General features: G+C 64.1%; 25 protein-coding genes and 1 pseudogene. 9 read left to right on the top strand and 17 right to left on the bottom strand.

What is annotated here, in order from left to right:
• Position 1 precedes the first annotated feature (1 nt).
• The 3 genes from AC13F2_RS06890 to AC13F2_RS06880 form a co-directional block, all read right to left on the bottom strand.
• Positions 2–1186: an acyl-CoA dehydrogenase family protein gene (locus AC13F2_RS06890; RefSeq protein ID WP_482964726.1), complete on the bottom strand. Its 1185-nt coding sequence runs from the start codon at positions 1184–1186 to the stop codon at positions 2–4.
• Positions 1183–1449, bottom strand: a complete 267-nt coding sequence (locus AC13F2_RS06885; RefSeq protein WP_196847126.1) for a hypothetical protein — start codon at positions 1447–1449, stop codon at positions 1183–1185. Before AC13F2_RS06885 ends, AC13F2_RS06890 begins: the two co-directional genes overlap by 4 nt.
• A gap of 92 nt (positions 1450–1541) precedes the next feature.
• A complete protein-coding gene (locus tag AC13F2_RS06880; protein ID WP_103023984.1) occupies positions 1542–1829 on the bottom strand; it encodes a hypothetical protein in 288 nt (95 codons plus the stop codon).
• A 117-nt stretch (positions 1830–1946) separates the two neighbouring features.
• Between AC13F2_RS06880 and recQ the strand changes: the two are divergent.
• From recQ to AC13F2_RS06855, 5 genes and pseudogenes are all read left to right on the top strand, one after another.
• A pseudogene (gene recQ, locus AC13F2_RS06875) lies at positions 1947–3715 on the top strand (DNA helicase RecQ).
• 73 nt (positions 3716–3788) lie between these two features.
• Positions 3789–4703: an SPFH domain-containing protein gene (locus AC13F2_RS06870; protein ID WP_234003177.1), complete on the top strand. Its 915-nt coding sequence runs from the start codon at positions 3789–3791 to the stop codon at positions 4701–4703.
• A gap of 22 nt (positions 4704–4725) precedes the next feature.
• On the top strand, positions 4726–4917 hold the full coding sequence (locus tag AC13F2_RS06865; protein WP_196847124.1) for a type II toxin-antitoxin system antitoxin: 192 nt from the start codon (positions 4726–4728) through the stop codon (positions 4915–4917).
• 1 nt (position 4918) lies between these two features.
• Entirely contained in the window at positions 4919–5176 is a 258-nt protein-coding gene (locus tag AC13F2_RS06860; protein WP_482964725.1) for a hypothetical protein, read from the top strand.
• A gap of 31 nt (positions 5177–5207) precedes the next feature.
• Entirely contained in the window at positions 5208–6224 is a 1017-nt protein-coding gene (locus tag AC13F2_RS06855; RefSeq protein ID WP_234003178.1) for a right-handed parallel beta-helix repeat-containing protein, read from the top strand.
• 22 nt (positions 6225–6246) lie between these two features.
• Here AC13F2_RS06855 and ribA read toward each other — a convergent pair whose 3' ends face one another.
• Entirely contained in the window at positions 6247–7353 is a 1107-nt protein-coding gene (ribA, locus tag AC13F2_RS06850; protein ID WP_482964797.1) for a GTP cyclohydrolase II, read from the bottom strand.
• Positions 7302–8093 (bottom strand): exodeoxyribonuclease III, encoded by a 792-nt coding sequence (xth, locus tag AC13F2_RS06845; protein ID WP_482964724.1) that lies wholly within the window; start codon positions 8091–8093, stop codon positions 7302–7304. The genes ribA and xth overlap by 52 nt, the downstream gene beginning before the upstream one ends.
• Before the next feature lie 102 nt (positions 8094–8195).
• Here xth and AC13F2_RS06840 point away from each other — a divergent pair, with 102 nt between their 5' ends.
• Complete coding sequence (locus tag AC13F2_RS06840) at positions 8196–9626, top strand: alkaline phosphatase (protein ID WP_482964723.1); 1431 nt, start codon at positions 8196–8198, stop codon at positions 9624–9626.
• Between the two features lie 237 nt (positions 9627–9863).
• On the opposite strand, the gene AC13F2_RS06835 is transcribed toward AC13F2_RS06840, so the two are convergent.
• From AC13F2_RS06835 to pabB, 5 genes are all read right to left on the bottom strand, one after another.
• Positions 9864–10526, bottom strand: a complete 663-nt coding sequence (locus AC13F2_RS06835) for a LolA family protein (protein ID WP_103023991.1) — start codon at positions 10524–10526, stop codon at positions 9864–9866.
• 74 nt (positions 10527–10600) lie between these two features.
• Positions 10601–10768 carry a 50S ribosomal protein L33 gene (gene rpmG / locus AC13F2_RS06830; RefSeq protein WP_103023992.1) on the bottom strand — a complete coding sequence of 56 codons (168 nt, stop codon included), beginning with the start codon at positions 10766–10768 and terminating at the stop codon, positions 10601–10603.
• Positions 10769–10910: 142 nt separating this feature from the next.
• On the bottom strand, positions 10911–11315 hold the full coding sequence (arfB, locus tag AC13F2_RS06825) for an alternative ribosome rescue aminoacyl-tRNA hydrolase ArfB (protein ID WP_103023993.1): 405 nt from the start codon (positions 11313–11315) through the stop codon (positions 10911–10913).
• Entirely contained in the window at positions 11316–11978 is a 663-nt protein-coding gene (locus tag AC13F2_RS06820) for an RluA family pseudouridine synthase (protein WP_103023994.1), read from the bottom strand. It lies immediately after the preceding gene.
• Complete coding sequence (pabB, locus tag AC13F2_RS06815) at positions 11975–13786, bottom strand: aminodeoxychorismate synthase component I (protein ID WP_482964722.1); 1812 nt, start codon at positions 13784–13786, stop codon at positions 11975–11977. Before pabB ends, AC13F2_RS06820 begins: the two co-directional genes overlap by 4 nt.
• A gap of 109 nt (positions 13787–13895) precedes the next feature.
• Here pabB and AC13F2_RS06810 point away from each other — a divergent pair, with 109 nt between their 5' ends.
• Positions 13896–15422 (top strand): helicase HerA-like domain-containing protein, encoded by a 1527-nt coding sequence (locus AC13F2_RS06810; RefSeq protein WP_482964721.1) that lies wholly within the window; start codon positions 13896–13898, stop codon positions 15420–15422.
• Here the strand turns inward: AC13F2_RS06810 and AC13F2_RS06805 are convergent.
• The 6 genes from AC13F2_RS06805 to AC13F2_RS06780 form a co-directional block, all read right to left on the bottom strand.
• Entirely contained in the window at positions 15419–16846 is a 1428-nt protein-coding gene (locus AC13F2_RS06805; RefSeq protein ID WP_482964720.1) for a sensor histidine kinase, read from the bottom strand. The genes AC13F2_RS06810 and AC13F2_RS06805 overlap by 4 nt on opposite strands.
• A complete protein-coding gene (locus tag AC13F2_RS06800; RefSeq protein ID WP_482964719.1) occupies positions 16846–17586 on the bottom strand; it encodes a response regulator in 741 nt (246 codons plus the stop codon). Before AC13F2_RS06800 ends, AC13F2_RS06805 begins: the two co-directional genes overlap by 1 nt.
• A gap of 51 nt (positions 17587–17637) precedes the next feature.
• Positions 17638–18309 (bottom strand): hypothetical protein, encoded by a 672-nt coding sequence (locus AC13F2_RS06795; RefSeq protein WP_482964718.1) that lies wholly within the window; start codon positions 18307–18309, stop codon positions 17638–17640.
• Between the two features lie 201 nt (positions 18310–18510).
• The gene (locus AC13F2_RS06790; RefSeq protein ID WP_482599223.1) at positions 18511–18909 is read right to left on the bottom strand and encodes a cupin domain-containing protein; all 399 of its coding nucleotides are present in this window, start codon (positions 18907–18909) and stop codon (positions 18511–18513) included.
• 1 nt (position 18910) lies between these two features.
• Positions 18911–19306: a VOC family protein gene (locus AC13F2_RS06785; RefSeq protein ID WP_482964717.1), complete on the bottom strand. Its 396-nt coding sequence runs from the start codon at positions 19304–19306 to the stop codon at positions 18911–18913.
• 59 nt (positions 19307–19365) lie between these two features.
• The gene (locus AC13F2_RS06780; protein ID WP_482964716.1) at positions 19366–21168 is read right to left on the bottom strand and encodes an aminopeptidase P family protein; all 1803 of its coding nucleotides are present in this window, start codon (positions 21166–21168) and stop codon (positions 19366–19368) included.
• A 148-nt stretch (positions 21169–21316) separates the two neighbouring features.
• Between AC13F2_RS06780 and AC13F2_RS06775 the strand changes: the two genes are divergently transcribed.
• Together AC13F2_RS06775 and AC13F2_RS06770 are read left to right on the top strand one after the other, a co-directional pair.
• Positions 21317–23491, top strand: a complete 2175-nt coding sequence (locus tag AC13F2_RS06775) for a S9 family peptidase (protein WP_482964715.1) — start codon at positions 21317–21319, stop codon at positions 23489–23491.
• Between the two features lie 5 nt (positions 23492–23496).
• Positions 23497–23880, top strand: a complete 384-nt coding sequence (locus AC13F2_RS06770) for an acyl-CoA thioesterase (protein ID WP_103024004.1) — start codon at positions 23497–23499, stop codon at positions 23878–23880.
• On the opposite strand, the gene AC13F2_RS06765 is transcribed toward AC13F2_RS06770, so the two are convergent.
• The gene (locus AC13F2_RS06765; protein WP_482964714.1) at positions 23877–25610 is read right to left on the bottom strand and encodes a sensor domain-containing diguanylate cyclase; all 1734 of its coding nucleotides are present in this window, start codon (positions 25608–25610) and stop codon (positions 23877–23879) included. The two genes, AC13F2_RS06770 and AC13F2_RS06765, sit on opposite strands and share 4 nt — an antisense overlap.
• Between the last annotated feature and the right edge of the window lie 75 nt (positions 25611–25685).

The following is a 25685-nucleotide window of genomic DNA, read 5'->3' as shown; positions in this document are numbered from 1 at the left end:
CCTAAAGGCCAGCGGCGTAATCGCGCAGCATGTGCTTGGCGATCTGCAGCTGGAGGATCTGCGTCGTACCTTCGTAGATGCGGTAGATGCGGGCATCGCGGAAGAAGCGTTCCGCGTCATATTCGGCAAGATAGCCGGCCCCGCCGTAGACCTGCACCACGCGGTCGACCACGCGGCCGCACATTTCGGAGGCGAAGACCTTGAAGGCGGCGGCATGCTTGACCGTGTTTTCGCCCCGGTCGACCCGCGCGGTAACATCGGCCATCATCGCTTCGGCAGCGTAGATTTCGGTCCAGCTTTCGCTGAGCATCTGCTGGATCAGCTGGAAATTGGCGATCGGTTCGCCGAAGGCCTGACGCTCGCTGGCATATTTGATCGCGCTGTCGAGCGCGCGGCGGGCGTAGCCCGTGCTGGCCGCGCCGACCGAGATGCGGCCATTGTCGAGGCTCATCATGGCAAAGCGGAAGCCCTGCCCGGTCTCGCCGCCCAGAAGCGCATCGCCCGGCACATGCACATCGTCGAGCATGACGTCGGAGATATGGCTGCCGGCCTGACCCATCTTGTGATCCGGGCTGCCGGTCGACACGCCGGGCGTGTCCATGGGCACGATGAAGGCGGAGACATGCGCGTTCTTGGGCAGCGCGTCCTTTTCCGTGCGGGCCATGATCAGGCCGACATCGGCATGCGGCGCATTGGTGATGTACCGCTTGGTGCCGTTGAGGATCCAGCCATTGCCATCGGGATCGGGCCGGGCGATGGTCGCCATGGCAGCGCTGTCGCTGCCGGAACCGGGTTCGGTCAGGCCGAAGCAGGCAATCGCGCCATTGGCGATCCGGGGCCACCATTCGGCCTTCTGCGCATCGGTCCCGCCGTTCTTGATCGCCGAATTGAACATGCCGACATTGATCGAGAAGATCGACCGGTAGGCAGGCGCGGCATAGGCCATGGTCTTCACGACCTTGGCATATTGGGTGCAGTTCAGGCCCGCGCCGCCATATTCTTCCGGCACGGTGAGGCCGAACAGGCCCATATCCTTCATTTCGGTGATGATTTCATCGGGAATGCGGTCATCGGCGATGACCTGCTTTTCTGCCGGGAGCAGCCGTTCGCGAACGTAGCGTTCGAGCTGTTCGAGGAACTGGTCGAAGATGTCGGCATCCATGCCGGGATTGACGGTGTCGGTCATTCGGTAGCTCCATTTTCCGGACCGCCGGTTGCGCGCGTATCCGCGCCAGCGGGCATGGCATCTTCTGCGTCGGCAGCGAGTGTCCCGTCGCCTGCAGCGGGAACCGCATCGTCCGGCAGGCGCCGCTGTTCGATCATTTCGGCAGCGTCGTCGAGCGCTTCGGCTTCGCTTTGCGAGACCGCTTCGACCGGCTGATCATCATCGTAGCCCGAACAGGCGGACAGCGCAGACAGCGCGGCGAGAAGGGGGACGAGTCGTTTCATTGGCGCGGAAGCTAGGCGCTATCGAACGCCGCGCAAAGGACGCTACGGCGCGGCTGGACGCGGGCGAGCCGGCTGGCCCGCCCGCATGCCGATCAGTTGCTGGAGTCTTCGGACATGGCATCCATGGCTGCGGCAGCGGTATCGGCTGCGCTGTCACCAGCTTCCTGGATCTGGACCTCTTCGCTGGGCGAGGTCACCTGCGGCGCGGGTTCGGTATTGGCGGCCGGATCGGCAACCGGCGTTTCCTCGATCCCGGTCAGAGCTTCGTCGGCGGGCATTTCGACGGTGTCGGCTTCGACTTCGGTCGAGGCATCTTCGGTGCTGCCGCAGGCAGCAAGGGCGATGGTTGCAGCGGCCGTCAGGGCGATACGGAATTTCATGATAAAGTCTCCTTCGTGGAATCTGGCTGGCGGTAAAGCGCAAGCGCGGCATGCGGGGCAAGGGGAAAATTGCCCGCCAGCGGTTGCGCTTGCCCCCGCGTCTGCCATCAGGCCCCGATGAGCGGGATCGCAGGCGCATATCAATCCTTGAAAGATGTCTTCGGCTTCGACGAATTTCGCGGTCGGCAGGAAGATGTCGTCACGCGCATCCTGGCTGGCGCATCGACGCTGGCGGTGATGCCGACCGGCGCGGGGAAATCGCTGACCTACCAGCTGCCCGCCGTGATGCTGCCGGGTACCTGCGTGGTGATCAGCCCGCTGATCGCGCTGATGCACGACCAGCTTCGCAGCGCGCGCGCCAACGGGATTCGCGCGGCCACGCTGACCAGCGCCGATGCCGACTGGCGCGAAACGCAGGATGCCTTCCGGGCCGGCGAGCTGGATCTTCTGTACGTCGCGCCGGAACGGGCGAGCCAGCCGGCCTTTCGCGAATTCCTGAGTTCTGCGCCGCTGTGCCTGTTCGCGATCGACGAGGCCCACTGCGTATCCGAATGGGGCCACGATTTCCGTCCCGATTACCGGATGCTGCGCGGCCTGATGGACGCTTTTCCGCAGGTGCCGCGGCTGGCGCTGACCGCGACGGCGGATCGCCAGACGCGCGCCGATGTCATGGCGCAGCTCGGCATAGCGGAGGACGGGCTGGTGCTGGCGGGGTTCGACCGGCCCAATATCCGTTATGCGATCCGCCATCGCGACAATCCGGTGCGGCAGCTGACCAATCTGATGGAAAGCGAGCCGGGGCCGGGGATCGTCTATGCCCAGACCCGGCGCAAGGTCGAGGATCTGGCGGACAAGCTGGCAGCGGCGACCGGGCGGGCCGTGCGGCCTTATCACGCAGGGCTGGATGCGCAGGTGCGCGCGGCGAACCAGAGCGCCTTCGTTGCCAGCGAGGACATGGTGATCGTGGCCACGGTCGCCTTCGGCATGGGGATCGACAAACCGGACGTGCGCTTTGTCGCCCATGTCGGCGTGCCCAAGTCCATCGAAGGCTATTACCAGGAAACGGGCCGTGCCGGCCGCGACGGCGATCCCAGTCAGGCGGTCATGTTCTGGGGGGCGGGGGATTTCGCCACCGCGCGCCAGCGGCTGGCCGAGGTGGACGAGACGCGCCGGGCGGCAGAGCGGACGCGGCTCGACGCGCTGGCGGGACTGGTGGAGACGGCCGAGTGCCGCAGAGCCGTGCTGCTGCGGCATTTCGGCGAACACCCGCCGGCAAGCTGCGGCAATTGCGACAATTGCCTGGAGCAGCCCGATGTAACCGATGCGACCGAACTGGCGCGCAAGCTGCTGTCGGCGGTCTATCGTACCGGGCAGAGCTTCGGCATGGGGATCTGCAGAAGGTACTGACCGGGAGCGAAGACGAGCGGGTGCGCCAGCGCGGCCATGACCGGCTGAGCGTGTTCGGCATCGTCGAACCGGCAGAAGCCGTCATGCTGCAGCCGCTGTCCCGGGCCCTGCAGGCGCGCGGCGACCTGGTGGCCAACGAGCATGGCGGACTGGCGCTGGGCGGATCGGCCCGCGCCATCCTGAAGGGGGAAAGCGCGGTACAGATCGTAGTCCCGCCCAAGCGCAGGCGCGGGCGACGCGGCGACATGACGCCCAACCCGGTCGGGGATCCCCTGTTCGAGGCCCTGCGCGCCCTGCGCAAGGAACTGGCCGAGGATGCTCAGGTGCCGCCCTATGTCATCTTCCACGATTCAACCCTGCGCGAGATGGCGGCGGCACGACCGGCCACGCTCGACCAGCTTGGCCGGTTGCCGGGCATCGGGGCCAAGAAGCTGGAAGCCTATGGCGACCGCTTTCTCCGCGCAATCGAGCGCCATTGACGGGATCCGATTGACGGAATTCATCGGCTGATATAAATATGATATCATAATTATATCGAAGGAGTGATTCGTCATGTCGGTGGAATTCAAGGGGATGAATACGAGCACCGAGCGAGCGGGGTCGAGCTTCAGCGGCTATCCCATGCTGCTGTTCATTCTGGCCCTGCTGGTGCTGGTTGTCTGGAACGTGGCGGGGAACATCCCGCCGGACGGTGCGGCCAAGGCCGTGAAGCTGACCTTTGTCGGGCTGATCATCTTCCCGCTGCTGGTGCTGGCATTTCTGGCAGCCGGGTTCTTCATGATCCAGCCCAATCAGGCGACCGTGATTACCCTGTTCGGCGAATATCGCGGGACCGAACGGCGCGAAGGGCTGCGCTGGGTGTGGCCCTGGATGATGAAGAACAAGATGTCCGTTCGCGCGCACAACATCCATTCCGAACGGGTGAAGATCAACGATCTGCGCGGCAATCCCATCGAGATCGCCTGCAACGTGGTGTGGCGGGTGGCCGATACCGCGCAGGCGAGTTTCGATGTCGACGATTACAAGGAATTCGTGAACATCCAGATCGAGGCGGGCCTGCGCACGGTCGGTTCGCGCCATCCCTATGACGATTTCGAAAACGAGGAAGTCACGCTGCGCGGCAGCGCCGATGTCATCAACCGCGAACTGCTGGAGGAGCTGAACGACCGGCTGAAAGTCGCCGGCATACTGGTGGACGAGGCGGGGCTTACGCATCTTGCCTATGCCAGCGAAATCGCCAGCGCCATGCTGAAACGCCAGCAGGCCGATGCGATCATCGCCGCGCGGGCCAAGATCGTGCTTGGCGCGGTGGGCATGGTGGAAGATGCCCTGATCAAACTGTCGCAGGACAATATCGTCGAGATGGACGATGAACGCCGCGCCGCCATGGTCAGCAACCTCATGGTCGTGCTGTGCGGCGAAAAGGAAGCGCATCCCGTGGTGAACGCGGGCACGCTGTACCAGTAGGCGGGCCGGGCGGAACGCTGTCATGAAGAAGAAGGCCTTTGCCCTGCGTCTCGACCCGGCAGTCCATGCCGCGGTCGAGCGCCTGGCCGCGGCCGAACTGCGCAGCGCGAATGCCCAGATCGAGATGCTGCTGCGCGAAGCGCTGGAGAAGCGCGGCATCGATGTCGGCGTCAGCAAGGCGCCGAGGCGCGGACGACCGGCGAAGGAGGACTGACATGGACGACGGCAGACCCTGGTTCGCGCAGAAGCGGTATGGGTATGGCGCAGGCCTGCCCATCGCCTGGCAGGGCTGGGCCGTGCTGGGAGCATGGTTTCTGGCCCTGCTGACCGGCATCGGGCTGGCCGCATGGGACGAGGACGTGGGCCTGATCGCGGGCCTTGCATTGATAGTTCCCGCAACCGCCGCGCTGATCTATGCAAGTGCGATCAAGACCCGCGGCGGATGGCGCTGGCGGTGGGGCGGCGACGACTGACGCCGTTACCTAAGGGGGGTAACTTATCTCGATGTTAACCATCAAATCCTATGTCGGGACAATGATGTCTCCCTTTGTCTCGCCCGCTTCGCGTCTGCCACGCTGGCTCCTGGCCGCAGTCGGCGTTGCCGCGGTGGGGGCCATTCCGCTTGCTGCGCTGCTTGCCCAGGGCGGCGGCGCGAGCAGTTTTACCGTGCTCGAAACGGGCCGCGGATACGGATCGCTGCAGGAAGCGGTCGACGCGATCGGCGACCGCGAAGGCACCGTGATCATCGCCCCCGGCAACTGGAGCGAATGCGCGGTACAGAGCGAAGGCGTGGTCCATTTCCGTGCCGCCGAAGCGGGCAAGGCCCTGCTGGGCGGGCAGGCCTGCGAAGGCAAGGCGGCGCTGGTCCTGCGCGGGCGCGGGGCGACCGTCGACGGCCTGGTCTTCGCCGATCTGGCGGTGGACGACGGCAATGGTGCCGGTATCCGGCTGGAGCAAGGCCCGCTGCGCGTATCGCAAAGCTGGTTCCGCGACAGCCAGCAGGGCATCCTCACCGCGAACGGCGTCGACAGCGAACTGGTGGTCGACAAATCGACCTTCACCCGCCTCGGCACATGCGAGAATTCGGCCGGATGCGCGCATTCGATCTATGCCGGCGATTACGGCACGGTCACGGTGACCCGTAGCCGGTTCGAACAGGGCACGGGCGGCCACTATCTCAAATCGCGCGCATCGCGCACCGTGGTGGAAGATTCCAGCTTCGACGATTCTCAGGGCCGCGCGACCAACTATCTCATCGACCTGCCCAATGGCGGCACCGGTTCGATCCGCGGCAACTGGTTCGTGCAGGGGCGCGACAAGGAAAACTGGTCGACCATGATCGCCGTGGGCGCGGAAGGCGCGAATTACAGTTCGAACGGTCTCGTCATTGCGGGCAACGAAGCGCGGCTGGTGCCGGGCCTGTCGCGCAACCCGGCCTTCGTGGCGGACTGGACGGGCGACGATATCGTCATGAGGGACAACCAGCTCGGCAGCGGCATCAGGGCGTTCGAGAAACGCTGATACTGCGCGCTCGCGCCGCTGGTCAGAGGAGATGTCCCGACCGGTCGCGCTTGGTGGCGAGGTAATCGGTGTTGTGCGGATTGTCGGGCAGGGCATGCGGCACGCGTTCTGCGACACGAACGCCCTCTGCCTCGAGCGCGCGGACCTTGGCCGGATTGTTCGTCATCAGGCGGATCGTGTCGATCCCCAGCAGATCGAGCATGCGGGCCGCAGTGGGAAAATCGCGCGCTTCGTCCGGCAGGCCCAGCCGCGTATTGGCATCGACCGTATCGAAGCCCTGGTCCTGGAGCCGATAGGCACGCAGCTTGTTGATGATGCCGATGCCGCGCCCTTCCTGACGCATGTACAGCAGCACGCCCCAGCCGCCCCTGCCCGCTTCTGCGGCCATGGCCTGCAGGGCCGCATCGAGCTGCGGACCGCAATCGCATTTGAGGCTGCCGAGAATGTCGCCGGTCAGGCATTCGGAATGCAGGCGCACCAGCGGCGTGCGGTCCGCCGATTGTTCGCCGATGACGAGTGCGACATGCTCGCGCGTGTCGTCAAGACTGCGAAACGCGACGATGCGCGCATCTTCCGCCGCCGCCACCGGCAGGCGGGCCCGCGTTGCGATCTGCAGGCGCGATGCGTCGGCGAATGCCGCCACATCCCCTGCCGAAAGCGATACGGCTTCACCCGCGCCCTGCGGATCGACCAGGAAGGCGGGAAGCACGCCGGCCATGCGGGCCAGTTCCAGCGCCGCCCTGGCCTGCGTTTCCCAGCCGAGCGGGAGGGCTTTGAACGGACCCTTGAGGGGGTTCTGCATGTCGAGCGCGGGATCGGCGACGGCAAGGGCCGCCGGCAGATCGAAGGCCTGTGCCCCGCGCATCAGCACCGGCTGGCGCGGCGCCGACGCTTCGCGCTGGTTGGCCAGCTTCAGCGTGGTCGCACGGGTGGCGGAGATCAGCATCGCCTCGCCCGTCATTTCGCCAAAGGCCGTTTCGACGGGCTGCAACAGCGGCGCGCCCTTGATCGCCAGCGGCCAGCCATGGCGCAGCGCATCGACGGCCTGCGCAGCGCGGCGCGAAGGCGAGCCTGCGCTCAGAGCGCGAACTCCGTCACCAGCGGAACGTGGTCGGACGGTTTTTCCCAGTCGCGGGCATATTCGTGGACCGAGTGGCCGACAGCCTGTTTCGCCAGTTCGGGGCTTGCCCACATATGGTCGAGCCGGCGCCCGCGATCGTTCGTCTTCCAGTCTTTCGAGCGATAACTCCACCAGCTGTAATAGCGATCGGGCGCCTTGATGTGTTCACGGCCGATATCGGACCAGCCGTGCGCGTCCATGAAGCGCTGCAGGCTTTCGACCTCGATCGGCGTGTGACTGACCACCTTGAGCAATTGCTTGTGGTTCCACACATCGCTTTCGAGCGGGGCGATGTTGAAATCGCCGACGATCAGCGTGGGCCGGTCGATCGCGTCGGCCCAGCGGGTCATGCGTTCGAGAAAGTCGAGCTTCTGGCCGAACTTGTGGTTTACCTCCCGGTCGGGCTCGTCGCCGCCGGCAGGAACGTAGACGTTTTCCACGATCATGCCCTGATGTTCGGGCAACTCCACCCCGACATGACGGGCTTCGCCATTGTCCTGCCAGTCGTAACGGGAAAATTCCCTGAGCGGCGTCTTCGATACGGTCGCCACGCCGTGATAGCCTTTCTGGCCGTGCACCGCGAAATGTTCGTACCCCAAGGCGCGAAAGGCTTCGTAGGGGAACTGGTGTTCCTGACACTTGATCTCCTGCAGGCACAGGACGTCGGGCGCCTGCTCCTCGATGAAGCGGGCGACGATCGGCATCCGCAGACGAACCGAATTGATGTTCCAAGTAGCAACAGTGACCATGCGCAGCGAGGTAGGCGAGCGCCCCTTTTCCCGCAAGCGTCACACTTTTGTCTTGTGGGTCACTGATATACGACCTCACGAGTTTCATTCCGGAGATACTGCATGATGTTCCGTTCGTTCTGTCTCGCGACCTGCGCCGCCACGCTGGCCCTGGGTGGCTGCACCGCGACAGTCGCACGGGATGCGCCGCAGGCCGCCGCGGCCCCAGTGGCGTCGAGCGAGCAGCGGGCCAGGAACGTCATCCTGTTCATCGGCGACGGCATGGGGATTTCCACGGTTACTGCCGCGCGAATCTACGCCGGGCAGAAGCAGGGGCAAACGGGCGAGGAATATGTCCTGCCGTTCGAGAATTTCGATCATGTCGCGCTCGTAAAAACCTACAACAGCAATGCGCAGGTCCCCGACAGCGCCGGGACGGCCAGCGCCATGAACACGGGCGTGAAAACGAATATCGGCATGCTCGGCTATGGCCCCGGGGCAACCCTTGGCGACTGCGCATCCGGCAAGGGGAATGAAGTGCCCCTGGTAAGCGAAGAGGCACACGACAAGGGCAAGGCGCTCGGCATCGTCAGCACGGCCCGCATCACCCACGCCACCCCCGCAGCGGTCTATGCACGCAGTGTCAGCCGGAACTGGGAAGGCGATTCGGAAATTCCCGAAGACCAGCGCGGCCTCGGCTGCATGGATATCGCCCGCCAACTCGTCGAGACGCCATTCGACGTCGCGCTCGGAGGCGGGAGCGCGGCCTTCTTCGGTGAAGGCAAGGGGGGCCGCAGGCTCGAGGCAAGCGCAGATCTTCCCGGAGAGTGGACGGCGAAGACCGGCGGAGCCTTCGTAACGAGCATGGACGAAATGACCGCCGCACCTGCAGGAAAGCCGCTGCTGGGTCTTTTCTCACCCAGCCACATGACGTTCACGGCGGACCGCACGCCCGAAAGCACAGAGCCCACGTTGACCGACATGACGGCCGCGGCCGTGGGTCGGCTGCGCGGCGATCCGCAAGGATATTACCTGATGGTCGAAAGCGGGCGGATCGATCACGGTCACCATGCGGGCCAGGCCGGTTACGCGCTGGAAGAGGCCGTGGAATTCGCTCGCGCCATCCAGTGGGCGATAGACAACACCGATCCCGAAGAAACGCTGATCCTGGTGACGGCGGATCACAGCCACGTGTTCACCATGGCGGGATACCCCCGCCGGGGGAACGACATCCTCGGCCTGGTCGTGCCGCCCGCCGGTGGCGGGGAGGATGGCGATACGGGCGAAGGCCCCTCGCTCGCGGCCGATGGCAAGCCCTATACGACGCTGGGCTATGGCAACGGCCCCGGGGCGATAAAGCCCGGCGGTCGCGAAATGCCGGAAACCGGCGTGGCCGCGCACCAGCAGGCAGCCATTCCCACCGGTTCGGAAACCCATGGCGGCGAGGATGTGGCGCTCTATGCCAATGGCCCGGGAGCGCAGAACGTGCGCGGAGTGATGGAGCAGAACGTGATCTACGATGTGATTCGCAAGGCCTTCGGCTGGGCCGACTGATCGACGGATCATCTACGGGGGACGCAAAAAACCCCCGCGCCGGGGGCATTGGCACGGGGGTTTCCTGTGAGCGTTCGTCACGCTTGGAACAAGATGAACTAGATGGAAGGGGTCAACAGGGGGGAAACCCGCTTCGCGTCATCTCGTGATTTGAAATCTAGGCGCGCCCCGCTTGCTGTTCAATGAACGCATAGGGGCGGGATGTCGCATAGATGACACCTTTCGCCGCTGATCCGTTTAACCCGGGCGACGGGATGATTGGCGCGGGTCACGGAAGGTGAACGCGCTGTCGGCTACTGACACCCCGTAACGCTGGTTCGACAGCCTGACGGTCGTACGGTGATTCTGCGAATCGAGCGCGACCCAGTGGGTCAGTTTCAGCCCGCCGGGCGCAGACGCATCGCGGGAAAAGATCAGGGTGATCACACCGTATTCGGGGCGATTGGTATCGCGCACCTCGACACTGACGACGTCGGGATGGCTAGTAGGAACCAGCTTGCCGTATTTCTTCACGTCGCGACTCGGGTCGAGCAGCGCACCCAGGGGTGAATTGCTGACCGGCCAGCGCTGGACCTGATTGACCTCGTAATCGACCATGTACATCGACTTGCCGTTCGATACGACGAGCATGGGCACGCCCTTTTCGTATTCGAACCGGATCTTGCCGGGGCGCTTCAACGTCATGACGCCGCGCACGGATTGACCCGCACGGTCGGTCTGGACGAAATCGGCCTTCATGGTGGATATGCCGCGCAGGGCAGCGACCGCTTTGTCGAGGTCCCCTGCCGCGGCTTGTGCCGGGGCAGGGGCCAGGATGGCGGACGCGGGAAGCGCCGCAGCCAGCGATAAAGCCAGCGCGGCGCCGATCGATTTGTTCTTTTTAGAAGACAAGGTGCTCATGCTCCTGCGTTTAGATTTGGAGCATTGAACCATCACTGAACCCGGCTCGTTCCCGCGGTTCAGCTTGGCGCGCATTACTTGATCTTGGCTTCCTTGAACTCGACGTGCTTGCGCGCGACGGGATCGTACTTGCGGAAGGTGAACTTTTCCGTGTGGTTACGCGGGTTCTTCTTGGTCACGTAATAGAAGCCCGTGCCCTCGGTCGAGACGAGCTTGATCTTGACGGTTGCGGGCTTCGCCATGGCGTGTTCCTAAAGATCTTTCTGATGAGCCTGCCCAAAGCGGGCGAAAGGCCGAAATAATTATGGCGGCGCGTGCAGCACCGCCGTCCGGCGCGCCCATTGGGTGATTCACGGGTAAAAGTCAAGCGTCGTGGCTTGTCGGCTACCAGTCTACCTTGCCCCTGTTCGCCTTCACCGTCCCGCGAACCTTCTTCGCCTTCAGGCGCTTGACCTTGCCGACCCGGTTGACGCGGCTCTTGGCGCGTTTGCGCGGCGGGGTAAGCGCTTCTGACAGCAAACCGAGAAGCCGTTCGCGTGCCGCTTCGCGATTTTGGTCCTGCGTGCGGTATTCATTGGCGGTAAGGACGATTTCGCCGCCCTTGGTCATTTTACTGCCCGCAATGTCCTTGAGCCGTTCGAACGCTTCGGGCGGCATGCCCAGCTGGAAAACGTCGACACGCAGCTGGACCGCGGTCGCAACCTTGTTGACGTTCTGTCCGCCCGGACCGGAGGAGGCGATGAACTTCTCCTCCGCGATTTCGATAGCCTTGTCCGCTATGCGTCCCATTCAGTCCTGGCCATCGACGAAGCCGAGCGCGGTAAAGTCGCGCGGCAACGGAGCCGTTGCAGCGATCGGCGGCTTGCCATCGCGGGGCACGCCGATCGCTGCGGCGTGAAGCATGGTGCGCGGTGCGCCCTTGCCATTACCGTATACCGGATCGCCGAGCAGCGACATGCCGAGGCCAGCCTGGCAATGTACGCGAATCTGGTGCGTGCGCCCCGTTTCGGGCCGGAATTCGAGCAGCGCGTGGCCATCGATTTCGGCGAGAACGCGCCAGTGGGTAATCGAGGGTTTGCCCTTCTTCGCCGCGATCATGCGCCAGCCTTTTTCGGCACTGCTGATCTTGGACAGGGACAGTTCGATCGTGCCTTCGCTGGTCGATGGGACACCTGCCAGTACGCCGAGGTAACGCTTTTCGACGAGCCGATCCTCGAAAGCCTTGGCGAATCGTTTCAGCGCCTTGGGATTGCGGGCCAGCAGCAGGCAGCCGCTGGTGTCCGTATCGATCCGGTGAACCGGCATGGGCGGGCGCTGGAAGCCGAGTTTGAGCTGTTCGAAATGGTCTTCGAGACTTGCCCCGCCACGACGCGGACGTTCGATGGGGAGGCCGGCGGGCTTGTCGATTACCAGCGCTTCGCCGTCTTCGAACAGGATCGGAATATTGGTCATGTCTTGAGTTTCGCGTCCATCATCAGGCGCAGCGCATTGCCTAGGAAGAAGCCGTTTTCCAAGTCTTCTATATGTAATTCGGCTTCGCGCGCCTTGCCTTCGTCCAGCAGGGTCTGCCGGAAAACGCCGGGTAACAGGCCGAGATGGGCGGGCGGTGTCAGCAAGACCCCGTCTTCGCCGCGAACGAAAATGCTGGTGACGCAGCCTTCGGTAAGCAGCCCGTCCTCGCGCACGAACAAGGCTTCCTGCACGCCGTGGGCGCGGGCTACGCGCTGCCCTTCCTCGTAAAAACCGCGGTCCGTGGTCTTGTGTCGAAGGCGCCAGTCGCCGGGATCGACCGGGAGGGGAAGGACGATCGCCTGTGCCGGTTCCGGCCAAGCTTCGGGAACGTCGTGCGCTTCCAGCGAAATCGCACCCGATCGCGCCGCCAGCAGGCGGACCCTGCTGGGTTTATCGAGCACGAAGCAGAGCGCGTGCATCTGGTTGCGCGCCTCGTGGCGGTCGAAGGAAAATCCCAGCTCCGCCGCGCTGGCCTTCATCCGCATGAGGTGCGCCTCGAGCAGGGGGATGCCCTTGTCCGGGGTGAAACGCATGGTTTCGACCAGATCGAACTGTGCGGCGCGGTGTTCGGGCGAGGACGTGCGCGCGAAGGCACCCTTGAGCAAGGCCTCGCGCCATTCGGTGCGCGGTTCGCTGTCGGCAACGATCGCACCGCCCACGCCCAGCACGGCCTTGCCCCGGCCGTTTTCGATCTCGGTCAGGCGCAGAGTGCGGATGGCCACGTTGAACGCCGCATCGCCATCTGCGCCAATACGACCGATCGCGCCGCAATAGGGCCCGCGCGCATCGCGTTCGACCGCGTCGATCAATTCCATGGCGCGGATCTTGGGCGTCCCGGTGATCGAACCACAGGGGAACAGGGCACGGACCAGATCGACGGCGCTCTGGCCCTCATCCAGGCGTGCCCGAATGACGCTGACCATCTGGTGGACGGTGGGGTAGGTTTCGATTGCGAAGGGTTCGTCCACATGCACGCTGCCCGCTTGGGCAACGCGGGACAGATCGTTGCGCATGAGGTCCACGATCATTAGGTTCTCGGCCCGGTCCTTGACCGACCCGGCCAGCTCGGCCGCCATCGCCGCGTCCGATGCCGTATCGCCGCCGCGCGGGCGCGTGCCCTTCATCGGCTTGGCCTTCGCTTCGCGTCCCTTGAGCGAAATGAAAAGTTCGGGGCTCAGGCTCAGCAGCCAGTGCGATCCGTCGAAGATCACGCCGCCGTAGCCGGCCTGCGCTGCCGGGCGCAGCGCGGCGTAAAGGCCGACGGGATCGCCCGTGAAATTGCCGGCGAGCGGAAAGGTGAGGTTCGCCTGGTAGATATCGCCCGCCCGGATCGCTTCCTGCAGCGTGGCGAACGCCTTCTCGTAGCCGCCCGGTGAAAGCTGCGGATCGAGCGGTCCCACGCTGCCGGCACCCTGCGCATGGGTGGCCAGCCAATCGGGCATATCGGCGGCGGCAATGCGGGTGGGCGCGTCGAACAGGCCAAGCCAGACAAGCGGGCCGGCCGCCCCGCTGCGCGCATGGGCGAGCGGACGCAGCCTGTCTTCCAGCGCCAGCCCGGCCTCGTAAGCGATGAAACCGGCCAGTTCGCCGCCGGACTTGCGGGTTTGTTCCGCTGCGGAAAGGACGTCGGCAACCTGGTCCGGCCGATGGGCAACAAAGACCTGGCGCGGGTTTTCGAACAGCAAGGCATCTGCCGCACCGTGTTCGCGCGCATCGTCGAGCAGGACAAAGGGATGCCTCTCCGCCATCGGTGCCAGCCTTTACCCTATGCGCTGCGCCTGTCGAGGGATTGCTTGACCGCGCCCACAAGCCTTTGCCACATCACCGGGGACGAAACAGTGTCGGGAGTACGGGCGGGTGAGCGAGATTTTCATAGGTCTGGGGGCGAATGGGGAACAGCAGGTCCTGCGGCTGGACCAGGCCAATCGCCATGGCCTGATCGCGGGCGCCACCGGTACCGGCAAGACGGTAACCCTGCAGGGGCTCGCCGAAAGCTTCTCCGCCGCGGGCGTTCCGGTATTCGTCGCCGATGTGAAGGGCGATCTTGCAGGCATATCGATGGCCGGATCGCCCCAGTTCAAGAACGCGGACAAGCTGGAAAGCCGGGCCAGGGAACTGGGCATGGACGACTATGCCTATGCCGACAATGCCGCGGTGTTCTGGGATCTGTACGGCGAACAGGGGTTCCCCATCCGCACGACGATTTCGGAAATGGGGCCGTTGCTATTGTCCCGCCTGCTCGATCTGAACGATACGCAGGAAGGCGTTCTCAACATCATCTTCCGCTATGCGGACGACAACGGGCTGCTGCTGCTCGACCTGGGCGATCTCCAGGCGATGCTGGCCTATGCTTACGAGAACGCGAGCGAGCTTTCGGGCAGCTATGGCAATGTCACCCGGCCGAGCGTGGGCGCCATCCAGCGCCAGTTGCTGAGCTTCGAAAGCCAGGGCGCCGATCTGTTCTTCGGCGAGCCGGCGCTCGAGATCGACGATTTTCTTAAGGTCGACGATCGGGGCCGCGGCATGATCAACGTGCTGGCCGCGGACAAGCTGATGCGCGGGCCAAAGCTGTATGCGACCTTCTTGCTCTGGCTGCTGGCCGAACTGTTCGAAAGCCTGCCCGAAGTGGGCGATCCGGATAAGCCCAGGCTGGTCTTCTTCTTCGACGAGGCCCATCTGCTGTTCGACGAGGCGCCCGAAGCGCTGGAAGACAAGGTCGAACAGGTCGTGCGCCTTATCCGGTCGAAAGGCGTGGGAGTCTATTTCGTCACCCAGAACCCGATCGACATCCCCGAAAAGATCGCCGGGCAGTTGGGCAACCGGGTCCAGCATGCCCTGCGCGCTTTCACTCCGCGCGACAAACGCGCGATCAGGGCGGCGGCAGAAACCTTCCGCATCAATCCCGACCTCGATGTGGAACAGGCGATAACGGAATTGAAAGTGGGCGAGGCGCTGGTGTCCACGCTGGATGAAGACGGTGCGCCCGGCGTGGTGCAGCGGACCCTGGTCAAGCCGCCCTATTCGCGGCTCGGTCCCGTGACGGAAAAAGAACGCAAGATCGTCAATTCGATCAGCGATCTCGATGGCAAATATGACGACGCCGTCGATCGCGAAAGCGCGGAGGAAGTGCTCGCTGCGAAAGCTGCGGATGCGGCTTCCACGGCTGCGGAGGTGGAAGAGGCCGGCCGCAAGGAGGTGGGCAAGCGAAGCCGCAAATCGACCTCGCTCTGGGGCCGTGCGGGCAAGGCCGCTGCAACCGCAGCCGCCGGTTCTCTCAGCTCGATTGCGGTGGCGACGGTCCTTGGCAAGAAATCCAGTGCCGACCCGTTGCGCACCGGGGCAACCGCCTTCGTGCGCAACATCATCGGCGGATTGATGCGCTAGACAGGGATTCGAAACTCTGCGCGAAGGCCGCCTTCCGGCCGGTTTGCCAGCACCAGCGCGCCGCCGTGCTGTTCGGCCACGGCCCGCGCCAGCGTAAGACCTAGCCCCGCCCCACCGGTTTCGCGATTGCGGCTGGCTTCGCCGCGGGTGAACGGTTCGAGCATGTCCTGAATGCGGTCGGCCGGAATACCCGGCCCGTCGTCGTCGACGCGCAGGACGGCGTGGCCGTCTTCGCGCAGAATGGTGACGCGCGCCGTTCCCGCATAGCGCAGCGCATTGGTGATGAGATTGCGCAGCCCGCGCTTCAGCCACGTCAGGTGCACCGGGGCGACCACGCGGCCTTCCGTATCCAGCGTTACCGGACGCCCCATGTCTTCGAATTCCTCCACCACCGATTCGGCCAGCGCGCCCAGTTCGGTTCTTTCCGGCGCCGCGCTGGTGCGTCCGATCCGGGCGAGCGAAAGGATCTCGTCGAGCGTGTTGGTGATATCCTCGATGCTGTCCGCCATCTTTGCGCGAGCGGCTTCGTCATCGACGCTTTCGATGCGCACGCGCAGTGCCGCCAGCGGAGTCTTGAGATCGTGGCCGATGGCGCCGAGCATGACGTCCTTTTCGTCGAGCATCGAGCCGATCCGCGCCTGCATCGCATTATGCGCTTCGATCAGGCGGCGGATATCCTGCGGGCCCGATACGGCCAGCGGTTCCTCCGCCATCCCCGCGCCGCCGAACCTGCGCGTGCGCTCGGCCAGCGTGTCGAGCGGGCGGGTGATCCGCCGCAGGACGAAATAGAGCAGCCCCACAAGTACCAGAAACAGTATCACCGTCTGCATGGCGAGCGTGCGGACGATGGCGCGGTCGCGCTGGGGCAGCGGCAGGCGGGCCACCTGCCATGTGTCGCTCCCTGCCTGCCTCAGCCCCACGACGAGAAGATCGTGCGGTGTCGCATCGGCCCTGGCCTTGAGCCGTGGGCGGCGTTCTGCGGCAGCGCGGACCAGTTCGTCATCCAGCAAAGGGCGCTCGAAGACGACGAGTTCTTCGACATCGACCCCTTGCGCGGCCAGAATATCGGCCAGTTCGGTTTCGCGCTCGGCTTGGCGCGCCTGACCGGGGACCAGCGGCGATTGGCCGGCCTCGCGGTACCGGATATTGCGCGGAAGCCGGATGCGGCGCTCTCCTTCGCCGGCCGGTGAAAGCGGGCGAGCCAGGCGCCGCGGTCCCCGCCTCTCGCCGCGTTCAGACGGCGCGCGCTCGGCCCGGCGGGCGCCGGCGAGCAACTGGAAAGCCGCTGCATTCATGATGGCGAGTTCGCGCCGTTCCGACGCGGCGCGATAGAGCATGACCGCCGAAATGCCCTGCGCGATCAGCAGCGCGGCCGCCATCGACAGCATCACCTGGCCGAGCAGGCTCTGCGTAAACAGGCGCATCAGCCCTCGTCCGCGCGGCGCAGGCGCGCGACATCGGTGGCGAACCGGTATCCGCCGCCCCTGACGGTCTGGATAAAGCGCGGGTCGCGGCTGTCGGCTTCGATCTTTCGCCTGAGGCGGCTGATCTGATTGTCGACCGCGCGGTCGAACAGATGCGCCTCGCGGCCCTGCACCATGTCGAGCAGCCGGTCGCGGTCGAGTACCTGCCGCGGGTGGTCGCAAAAGGCGCGCAGCATGCGGAATTCGGCCGTGGAGAGCGGCACCAGCGCGCCGTCCGGATCGGTCAGCCGATGCTTCAGCGGATCGAGCTGCCAGCCTTCGAATTCATACAGGAGTTCGTCATCGGTCGCGGGCACTGCGGGGCGCTCGGCACGGCGCAGTACGGAACGGATCCGGGCGACAAGTTCGCGCGGCTCGAACGGCTTGGTCACATAATCGTCGGCGCCGATTTCCAGGCCGATGATCCGGTCCATCGCTTCGCCTTTCGCGGTAAGCAGAATGGTCGGCAGGCGCCGGCTTTCTACCAGATGGCGGCACAGCGAGAGCCCGTCTTCGCCCGGCATCATGATATCGAGCAGGACCAGATCGGGCGTCGCTTGCGCCAGCTTCGTGCGGGCCGCGGCGGCGCTTTCTGCCTCCTGCACCACGAACCCCTGGCGAGTGAGATACTCGGCCAGGGGCTCGCGCAGGGTCGGCTCGTCGTCGACCAAGAGAAGGGTGGTAGGCGCGGGTTCGGTCATGATCGGTCCTGGCCCGCGATTACCTGTGGTTTGGGTCTGCTAGCAAGCGGCTTACTGGTTCTGCCGTGCTTCGCGCTTGGCTTTCCATTCGGCGCGCATGGCATCCCGGGCGGCCTTGCGTTCGTCCTGCGTGACCACACCGTCGCCATTGGCGTCCATCTTGGCAAAGCGTGCTTCGATCGCTGCATCGAATTCGGCGCGCGTAATCGAACCGTCGCCATTGGTGTCGGCCATACGCATCATCATGCCGCCGCCGCGCATGCCGTGACCACCGCGCATTCCGCGCTTGCCCTTGCCTGCACGGTCGCCGCGCGCTTCGCGCTTTGCGGCCATTTCCTCGGCGGAGACGCCGCCCGAACCATCGATATCGAGCTTGGCGAAGCGTTCCGCCATGCGGTCGCCGCGGCGTTCGCTGCGGGCTTCACGTCGCTGTTCGCGGCGCTGCTGGCGGGCTTCCTGTGCGGCCTGCATTTCGGCCTGCGAGATTTCGCCGTCGCCATTGGTGTCCATCTTGGCGAACATCTGCTGACGGCGCACTTCGCGGTCTTCGGCGTTGATGACGCCATCGCTATTGGCATCCATCCGGGCGAACATCTTGTCGCCGCGGGCCTTCATGTCGGCAAGGGTGAGATCGCCGCCGCGATCCTGCTGCTGGGCGATGGCGGCGGTGCCGGTCAGCGCCAGCGTGGCGGCCGAAAAGGCGAGAAAGGTCTTGCTGTTCATTTCATATCTCCAAAACTCTGGAGAGCTGCGGCGGACCTGGGACCGGAGGGGAGGGGGAATGTCTGAAGCCCGCCGCAGCTCGTGTGCCCTGTCTAGGCCTGCAATGTCGCAGGATTATGCCGGATCGGGGTCGAATTGTATCGGTTTGTCGCACGCGGACCGTGCCGTTCACCGCAGGGAAAGTCGGCGGGGGCGGAAAAGTCAGCGGGGGCGGTGCTGCGTGCCTTCGCCTGCCGTGATGAAGATGGCTGTCGCTTCCTGAACGATATCGGCAATGTGCCACACGCCGGGCGGGTTGATGGCATATTCGCCGGGTCGCAGCGTCACGCTCTCGCGCCGGCCGTCGGGAAATTCCTGCGTCAGTTCCATTTCCCCGGCAGTGCAGATCACCACTTCTTCGCCTGCCGGGTGCATTTCCCAGCCCGGCCAGTCTTCGGTGAAGGTATACTGGCTGACCAGCCGCCCTTCGCGCCCGTCCGCCCCGTGCCGTTCGCCATAGGCGCCGTACCATTCCATCCCGTCGAACGGCGGCTGGGGCACGGCGGTTGCGCCGAGCCCCAGATGGATGAAACGCTCGTCGAGACGGGGCGGCTGGGTCATGTCAGCTCACCTTGTCCATCAGGAAGGCATTCAGCTTGTTGCCGTCCGGATCGCGAAAATAGGCGGCGTAGAACACCATCCCGTTTTCATCGGGTTCGCCGCGCGGGCCGGGTTCGCCCTCGCTGCTGCCGCCATTGGCCAGCGCGATGTCGTACAGCCGCTTCACCTGATCGCGATCCTTGGCCTCGATTGCCACCATCGTCCCGTTGCCGACCGTCGCTTCCTTGCCGTCGAACGGCTTGGTCGCGGCGATACCGGGCGCCCCTTCGGGTTTGCCCCAGGCGATGAAGGTCCCGAAGTCCATCATCCGCCCCACCCCCATTTCGGCGGCGAGGGGATCGTAGAACCGGGCTGCGCGCTCGAGGTCGTTGGTCCCGAGAGTGACGTATCCGATCATGGCAATGCTCCTTGAAAACGACTCGCGACCAAGAGAACATTATGTGAACATTTCCTACATCACAAGGGGGCGCATTCCGCTTCCAGCCATTCGAGATCCGCGCCATCCAGCTGCGGCGCCACGATGTCGCGAACCTTGGCGTGATAGTCGTTCCACCAGCCGATTTCGGCGGGCGAGAGCAGGTCCTTGTCCACCAGCCTGCGGTCGAGCGGGACGAAGGTCAGCGTCTCGAAGCCGAGATAGTCACCTTCGCTCTCGATACCCGCGGGCACGACGAGAACCAGGTTCTCGATCCGGATGCCGTAGGCCCCGGCCTTGTAATAGCCGGGCTCGTTCGAAAGGATCATGCCTTCGCGCAGTTCGGTTTCCGTGCCGGGGAATGCGCCGCCGGGCTTGGAGATACGCTGCGGGCCTTCATGGACCGACAGGTAGCTGCCCACGCCGTGACCGGTGCCGTGGCCGTAATCGACCCCGCCGTTCCACAGATGCATCCGCGCCAGCGCGTCGAGCGCTCCGCCGCTCGTGCGGTCGGGGAATTTCTGCATGTCGAGCTGGATGTGACCCTTCAGCACGCGGGTGTTGCGCTCGACCATTTCGGCACTCGGCTCACCCGGGCCGACCCACACCGTACGGGTGATGTCGGTGGTTCCGTCAAGATACTGGCCGCCCGAATCGACCAGATAGATCGACGATGGCGGGATCGGGATATTGCTGTCTTCGTCGACCTTGTAATGCGGCAGGGCAGCATGCGGCCCCGCAGCGCTGATGGTGTCGAAGCTGGCGTCTTTCAGCACGCCGCCGGCCTCGCGGAATTCGCGCAGCTTGGCGGCGGCGGTCAGTTCGTCCACCCCGCCTTTGGGCGCTTCGATCGAAATCCAGCGCAGGAAACGCGAAACGGCCGCGCCGTCGCGCGCCTGGGCATCGCGGTGGCCCTGCTGTTCCGCAGGGTTCTTGATCGCCTTGGGCAGAACGGTCGGATCGGCATCGCGCACGACCGTCGCGCCGCCGGCCGCCAGGGCGTGGAAGATGCCCGCCACCGCATGGTTGGGATCGACCGCGACAGTCTTGCCCCTGAGCGCCTCGAGAGCGGGCTGGAATTCGTCGCGATTGCGCACGGTCACAGCGTTGCCCAGATGCTTGGTGAGTTCGGGGGTGACCTTGTCGGGCGCGATGAACAGTTCCGCCGTGCCGTCTGCATGGGCCAGCACATAGGACAGCGAAACCGGCGTATTGTCGACGTCGGTGCCGCGCATGTTGAGCAGCCAGGCTACCGAATCCAGCGCACTGATGACGGTCGCATCATAGCCTTCGTTCTTCAGCCAGTCGGCGATTTCGGCGCGTTTGTCAGCGCTCGACCGGCCGGCATGCTCGTCGGCATGCGGCACGGCTGCCGCAAGCGAAGCTTCGGGACGGTCGTCCCAGATCGCATCGATCGGATTGCCGTCGACCGGCACCAGTTCGATGCCCTTCTTGGCAAACAGCTTTTCCGCGTCTTCTGCCCAGCCGATGCCGTGCAGCCAGGCATCGTAACCGATCTTTGCGCCTTGCGGGGCATGGGCGGCAATCCATTTGGCGGGCGATGTTGCGGGCACATCCTCGTAATCGTACAGCTTGCCGTCCACCTGCTCGCGCACCTGCACGGTGTAACGGCCATCGGTGAACATGGCCGCCGCGTCTTTCAGCACTGCGGCACTGCCCGCGCTGCCGCCGAAGCCGGTCAGCCATTTCAGGCGCTGTGCGTAAGAGCCGACATATTCGCTCATATGTTCATCGGAAATCGGGATCACGAAGCCATCCAGGCCGCGGCGGCCCAGTTCCTTGCGTAATCCATCGAGGCGAGCTTCGTATGTCTGCATCAGCATGAGGCGAAAAATATCCTTTCATCGGGGCCGGTGGCGCGCTGGCCGACTCGGCGCTTGCGGCCAGACGGGCAGCCGCATAATCACCCTGCCATCATAGTCATCCGCGGCGCGCCTTTCCACCTTTGCGCCGCGCAAGGGGGGACAGGTCATGGCTTTCAAGCGATACACCGCATGCCTATCTGCCGCGACGCTGGCACTCGCCGCGCCGCTTTATGCGCAAAACACCGAAGGAACACACGTGACACAGCCGACTTCCCCGCCCACAGCCGAGAAGCGCGATCACAGCTATTCGCATCACGGGATCACCATCGCCGATCCCTATTACTGGCTCAAGGACCAGTCCTATCCGACCGTGGACGACACGGACATTCTCGATCACCTCAAGGCGGAAAACGCCTGGTTCGAAGCGCGGATGAAACCGCAGCAGGCGCTGGTCGACGAATTGTTCGAAGAAATGAAGGGCCGGATCAAGGAAGACGATTCCACCGTGCCGCAGAAGGATGGCGACTGGCTCTACTGGTCCGAATTCGAAGAAGGCGCGGAATACCGCAAATATTATCGCAAATCTGTCGCGGGCGGCGATGCTCAGCTGATCCTCGATGAAAACGCGCTGGCCGATGGTCATGAATATTTCCGGCTGGGTGCCTTCTCCGTGTCCAAGAACGGGCGCTATCTCGCCTATTCGGCCGATACCAATGGCTCGGAACGCTTCACCGCGCGGATCAAGGATCTCCAGACCGGCGAATTGCTGCCCGACGAAATCCCCGGCACGCTGTCGGGCCTCGTCTGGGTGAAGGGCGATACCGCCCTCGTCTACGGCCTCGCCGACGACAACTGGCGGGTTCACGATGCCACCTTGCACGTACTCGGCACACCGGTGAGCGACGATGTGGAACTCTACCGCGAAACCGCGGACGAAGGGTTCCGGGTCGGCACCGGTCTCTCCGCTCAGGAAGACTGGCTGGTCATCGCCACCGGCGACAACGAGACGAGCGAAGTGCGCCTCGTACCTGCCGACGATCCCACGGCCGAACCGATCCTCGTCAAGGCACGACAGAAGGGCGTCGAATATGATGTCGACGTGCGCGACGGGACACTGTGGGTCCACACGAATGACGATCACGTCAATTTCAGGCTGGCTACCGCCACGCTGGATGCGCCGGGCGAATGGACCACGCTGATCCCCGGATCGGATGAATTCTACCTCACCGATTTCGATCTGTTCAAGAATTTCTACGTCACCGAAGGGCGGCTGCGCGGGCTCGATCAGATCCAGCTGCGCGACTATGCCGATCCGAATCTGGTCAAGCCGATCGCCTTCACCGAAGCGAGCTTCGATGCGGGGCTCAGCAACAATCCCGAATACGATCAGAACACCCTGCGCCTTGCCTATGAAAGCATGGTCACGCCCGATTCCGTGTTCGATTACCACGTCGACAGCGGTGAACTGGAACTGCTCAAGCAGCAGGAAATCCCCAGCGGATACGATGTCGATCTCTACACGACGGAGCGCGTGGAAATCCCCGCGCGTGACGGTACGATGGTCCCGGTCAGCATCGTGATGCGCAAGGACCGCCCGAAGACCGGCCCGCTGCATCTCTATGCTTATGGCGCCTACGGCTATGCCGTGCCGCCCGGCTTTTCGACCACGCGCCTCAGCCTGATCGATCGCGGCTATGCCTATGCCATCGCGCATATCCGCGGGGGCGACGATCTGGGCCGCAAATGGTATCTGCAGGGCAAGCTCAACGAACGGACCAATACCTTCAACGACTTCGTCGATGTGGCGAAGGGGCTGGTGGACAAGGGCTATACCGAAAAGGGCAAGATCAGCATTTCCGGCGGTTCGGCCGGCGGCGAACTGATGGGTGCGGTGGTCAATACCGATCCCGATCTGTGGGGCGCCGTGGTGGCGCATGTTCCCTTTGTCGATGTGCTCAACACAATGCTGGACAAGGATCTGCCGCTGACGCCGGGCGAATGGCCCGAATGGGGCAACCCGATCCTTTCCAAGCAGGCCTTCGCCTATATCCTCAGCTACTCGCCTTACGATCAGGTCGTGGCGCAGGACTATCCGCCCATGCTGGTGACCGCCGGTCTCAACGACCCGCGTGTGACCTATTGGGAACCTGCGAAATGGGTGGCCAAGCTGCGCGAGGTCAAGACCGACGATAACGAACTGCTGCTCAAGACCAATATGGGCGCGGGCCATGGCGGCAAGTCGGGCCGGTTCGAATCCATTCGCGAGGCGGCCGAAGAGGTTGCCTTCATACTGTGGCAGCAGGGCAGCGCGGACCGTTCGGCTGCCGAACAGGCCAAATAATACGTATGATCCGCACCTTTTCTGCAGCACCGGAGCACATCGACGAACTCGGTCACGTCAATAATGCCGTCTGGGTGCAGTGGATCCAGGACATCGCCACCGCCCATTGGGATGCGGCTGCACGCCCGGAAGATCGCGCCGCGTTCTTCTGGGTCGTGACGCGTCACGAAATCGATTACCGTGGAAATATCGATGCGGGTCAAAGCGTTACGGGTGAAACCTGGATCGAAGGGCCCGCCCGCGGTGCCACTTCGCTGCGTCGCGTCGATTTCCGCAATGCCGCCGGAAAGGTCATCGTCAGCGCGGCCACCACCTGGGCCATGCTCGACCGCAAGACCAATCGCCTGGTCCGGGTCCGGCCCGAGGTACTCGCCCCCTTCACGACCTAAGCCGCGGCGCTCGCCCCCCCGTCCGCCTGCGGCACGAACCATTCCAGTGCATCGCGCCCCGTGCGGTTGCGGCCTGCACATTTGGCATCGTACAGAAGCTGGTCAGCTCTGGTGTAAAGGCTCCAGAAGTCGAGATCAGGGTCGTCGGCCACGGCCGTAAAATCGAGCAGGCCCATGCTTGCCGTGATCGGCCGGTCCAGCCCGTCCATAGTCGCCAGCGTACGTGCCGTGATAGCTCGCCTGCGTGCCTCGGCCCGCTCCGCCGCGTCCCTGCCTCGCAGCATCAGGAGAAATTCCTCACCGCCGATGCGAAAGGCGATCAGATCCTTGTCGTCGCTCGCCCGCAGCGCCGCAGCCACGCACACCAGCACGCTATCCCCATACGGATGCCCGAATATGTCGTTAATGGGCTTGAAGTGGTCGATGTCGATGACGGCAATCGTGTGAAAGCCCGCCGCAACGAGCGAATCAAAGCGCGTGTCGAGCGAACGCCGGTTTCGCAGCCCGGTCAGCTCATCCCGTTCACTCAGCTTCTCGAGCGAGCGCGCCTCGTCTCGCGCCTGGTCACGCTCATGCTTGATCGAAATGAAGCGGTCGGCCACGCCGAGCGCAGTGGCGACGACTTCGAACAACAGTGCGAAATTCTGTGGCCAGGTTTCGTCGAATGTCCCGATCTGCGGCAGCAGCGTGACCGAGGCGAACTGGATGACGACTATCGCACTGAACGGCGCAAAACCGAGAATGAGATAGGACGCCATACGGCTTCCGCTTTCCCTGGCGCGCCAGAGGACGGCAAAATAAGTAGCTAGTATCGCCAGATAGGCGCCGAAATAGAAATGATCGATCCACGCGCCGAACCATTCGGGATAAAATGTAGTCGTCAGGCCGCTTGCAAGCGCCAGGGATGCAAGGGAGAGCAGAATCGCTCGGGCCCGCCGGGAAACGAAGTCGGTCTCGATAAAATTGCTCGCAAAGAGCAAGGTAGCAGCGACCATTACGTCGAGACTGAGATAGGTGATGTCGAGTTCGCTGGCGAAGTTGATTGCAGTCACCAGGGGAATGAGGCCCGAAACCGCGGCCGTCTGCACAGCGGCCATGGCACAGAAGAGTGCATGCCACAGCGGAAACGGTTCGCGTAGCGCCCGGAAATAGCCGAAGTCGAATATGATCGGGGCCAATAGCAAACCGCAGATCAGGGCGGCCAGCAAATGTGCGAGGCCGGCGACCGGCGGGACCGATGGTTTAGCCAGCAGATCCGCTTCGGCCAGCGCTTCCGGCCACTGGCTGCCGTCCAAGGTGAATATCACCGCAATGGGCTGACCGTCGAATTCAGGCAGATCGATCATCGAGCGCAGGCTGGAAGCCCCAAGCCAGGTATCGCCGAAACCGTAAGTGCGACTGCGGCTTTCGCCGTTCTCGTCGATCAGCGTGGCGGTGAGCTTCTCAAATTCGTGTCGATCGAATTCGGCATGGCGTATCGTCGCAGGATCGGCGGCACGGCCGCGTAGATCGATACGAATGAGTTGCCGCGCAGCGTCCCAATCCCTGATCGACCCATCGCAGGTCCACGCATCTGCGCGCTGCGCCACATCGTTCAGCCGAAGGGTGTCGTCGCCAGAAATCCAGCAGATGGATTGCTGTGCGAAATTCGGGGCCGCAACGGCGGAAGCGGGCACAGCGAACTGGCCCGCAAAGATTGCGAGCAGAACCAGCCGCACGAAAAGCAGCACATCAAATGATGAAGCCCGTCCCACGCGCCCGCGGTAGGGCGAAGGGTTTAAAGGACGATTAAGGAATTAGCCGCG

Source organism: Qipengyuania sp. L-5Y, from assembly GCF_056859455.1.
Note: the sequence above shows the minus strand (reverse complement) of the source record. Positions and strands in the feature narration are given on the sequence as shown.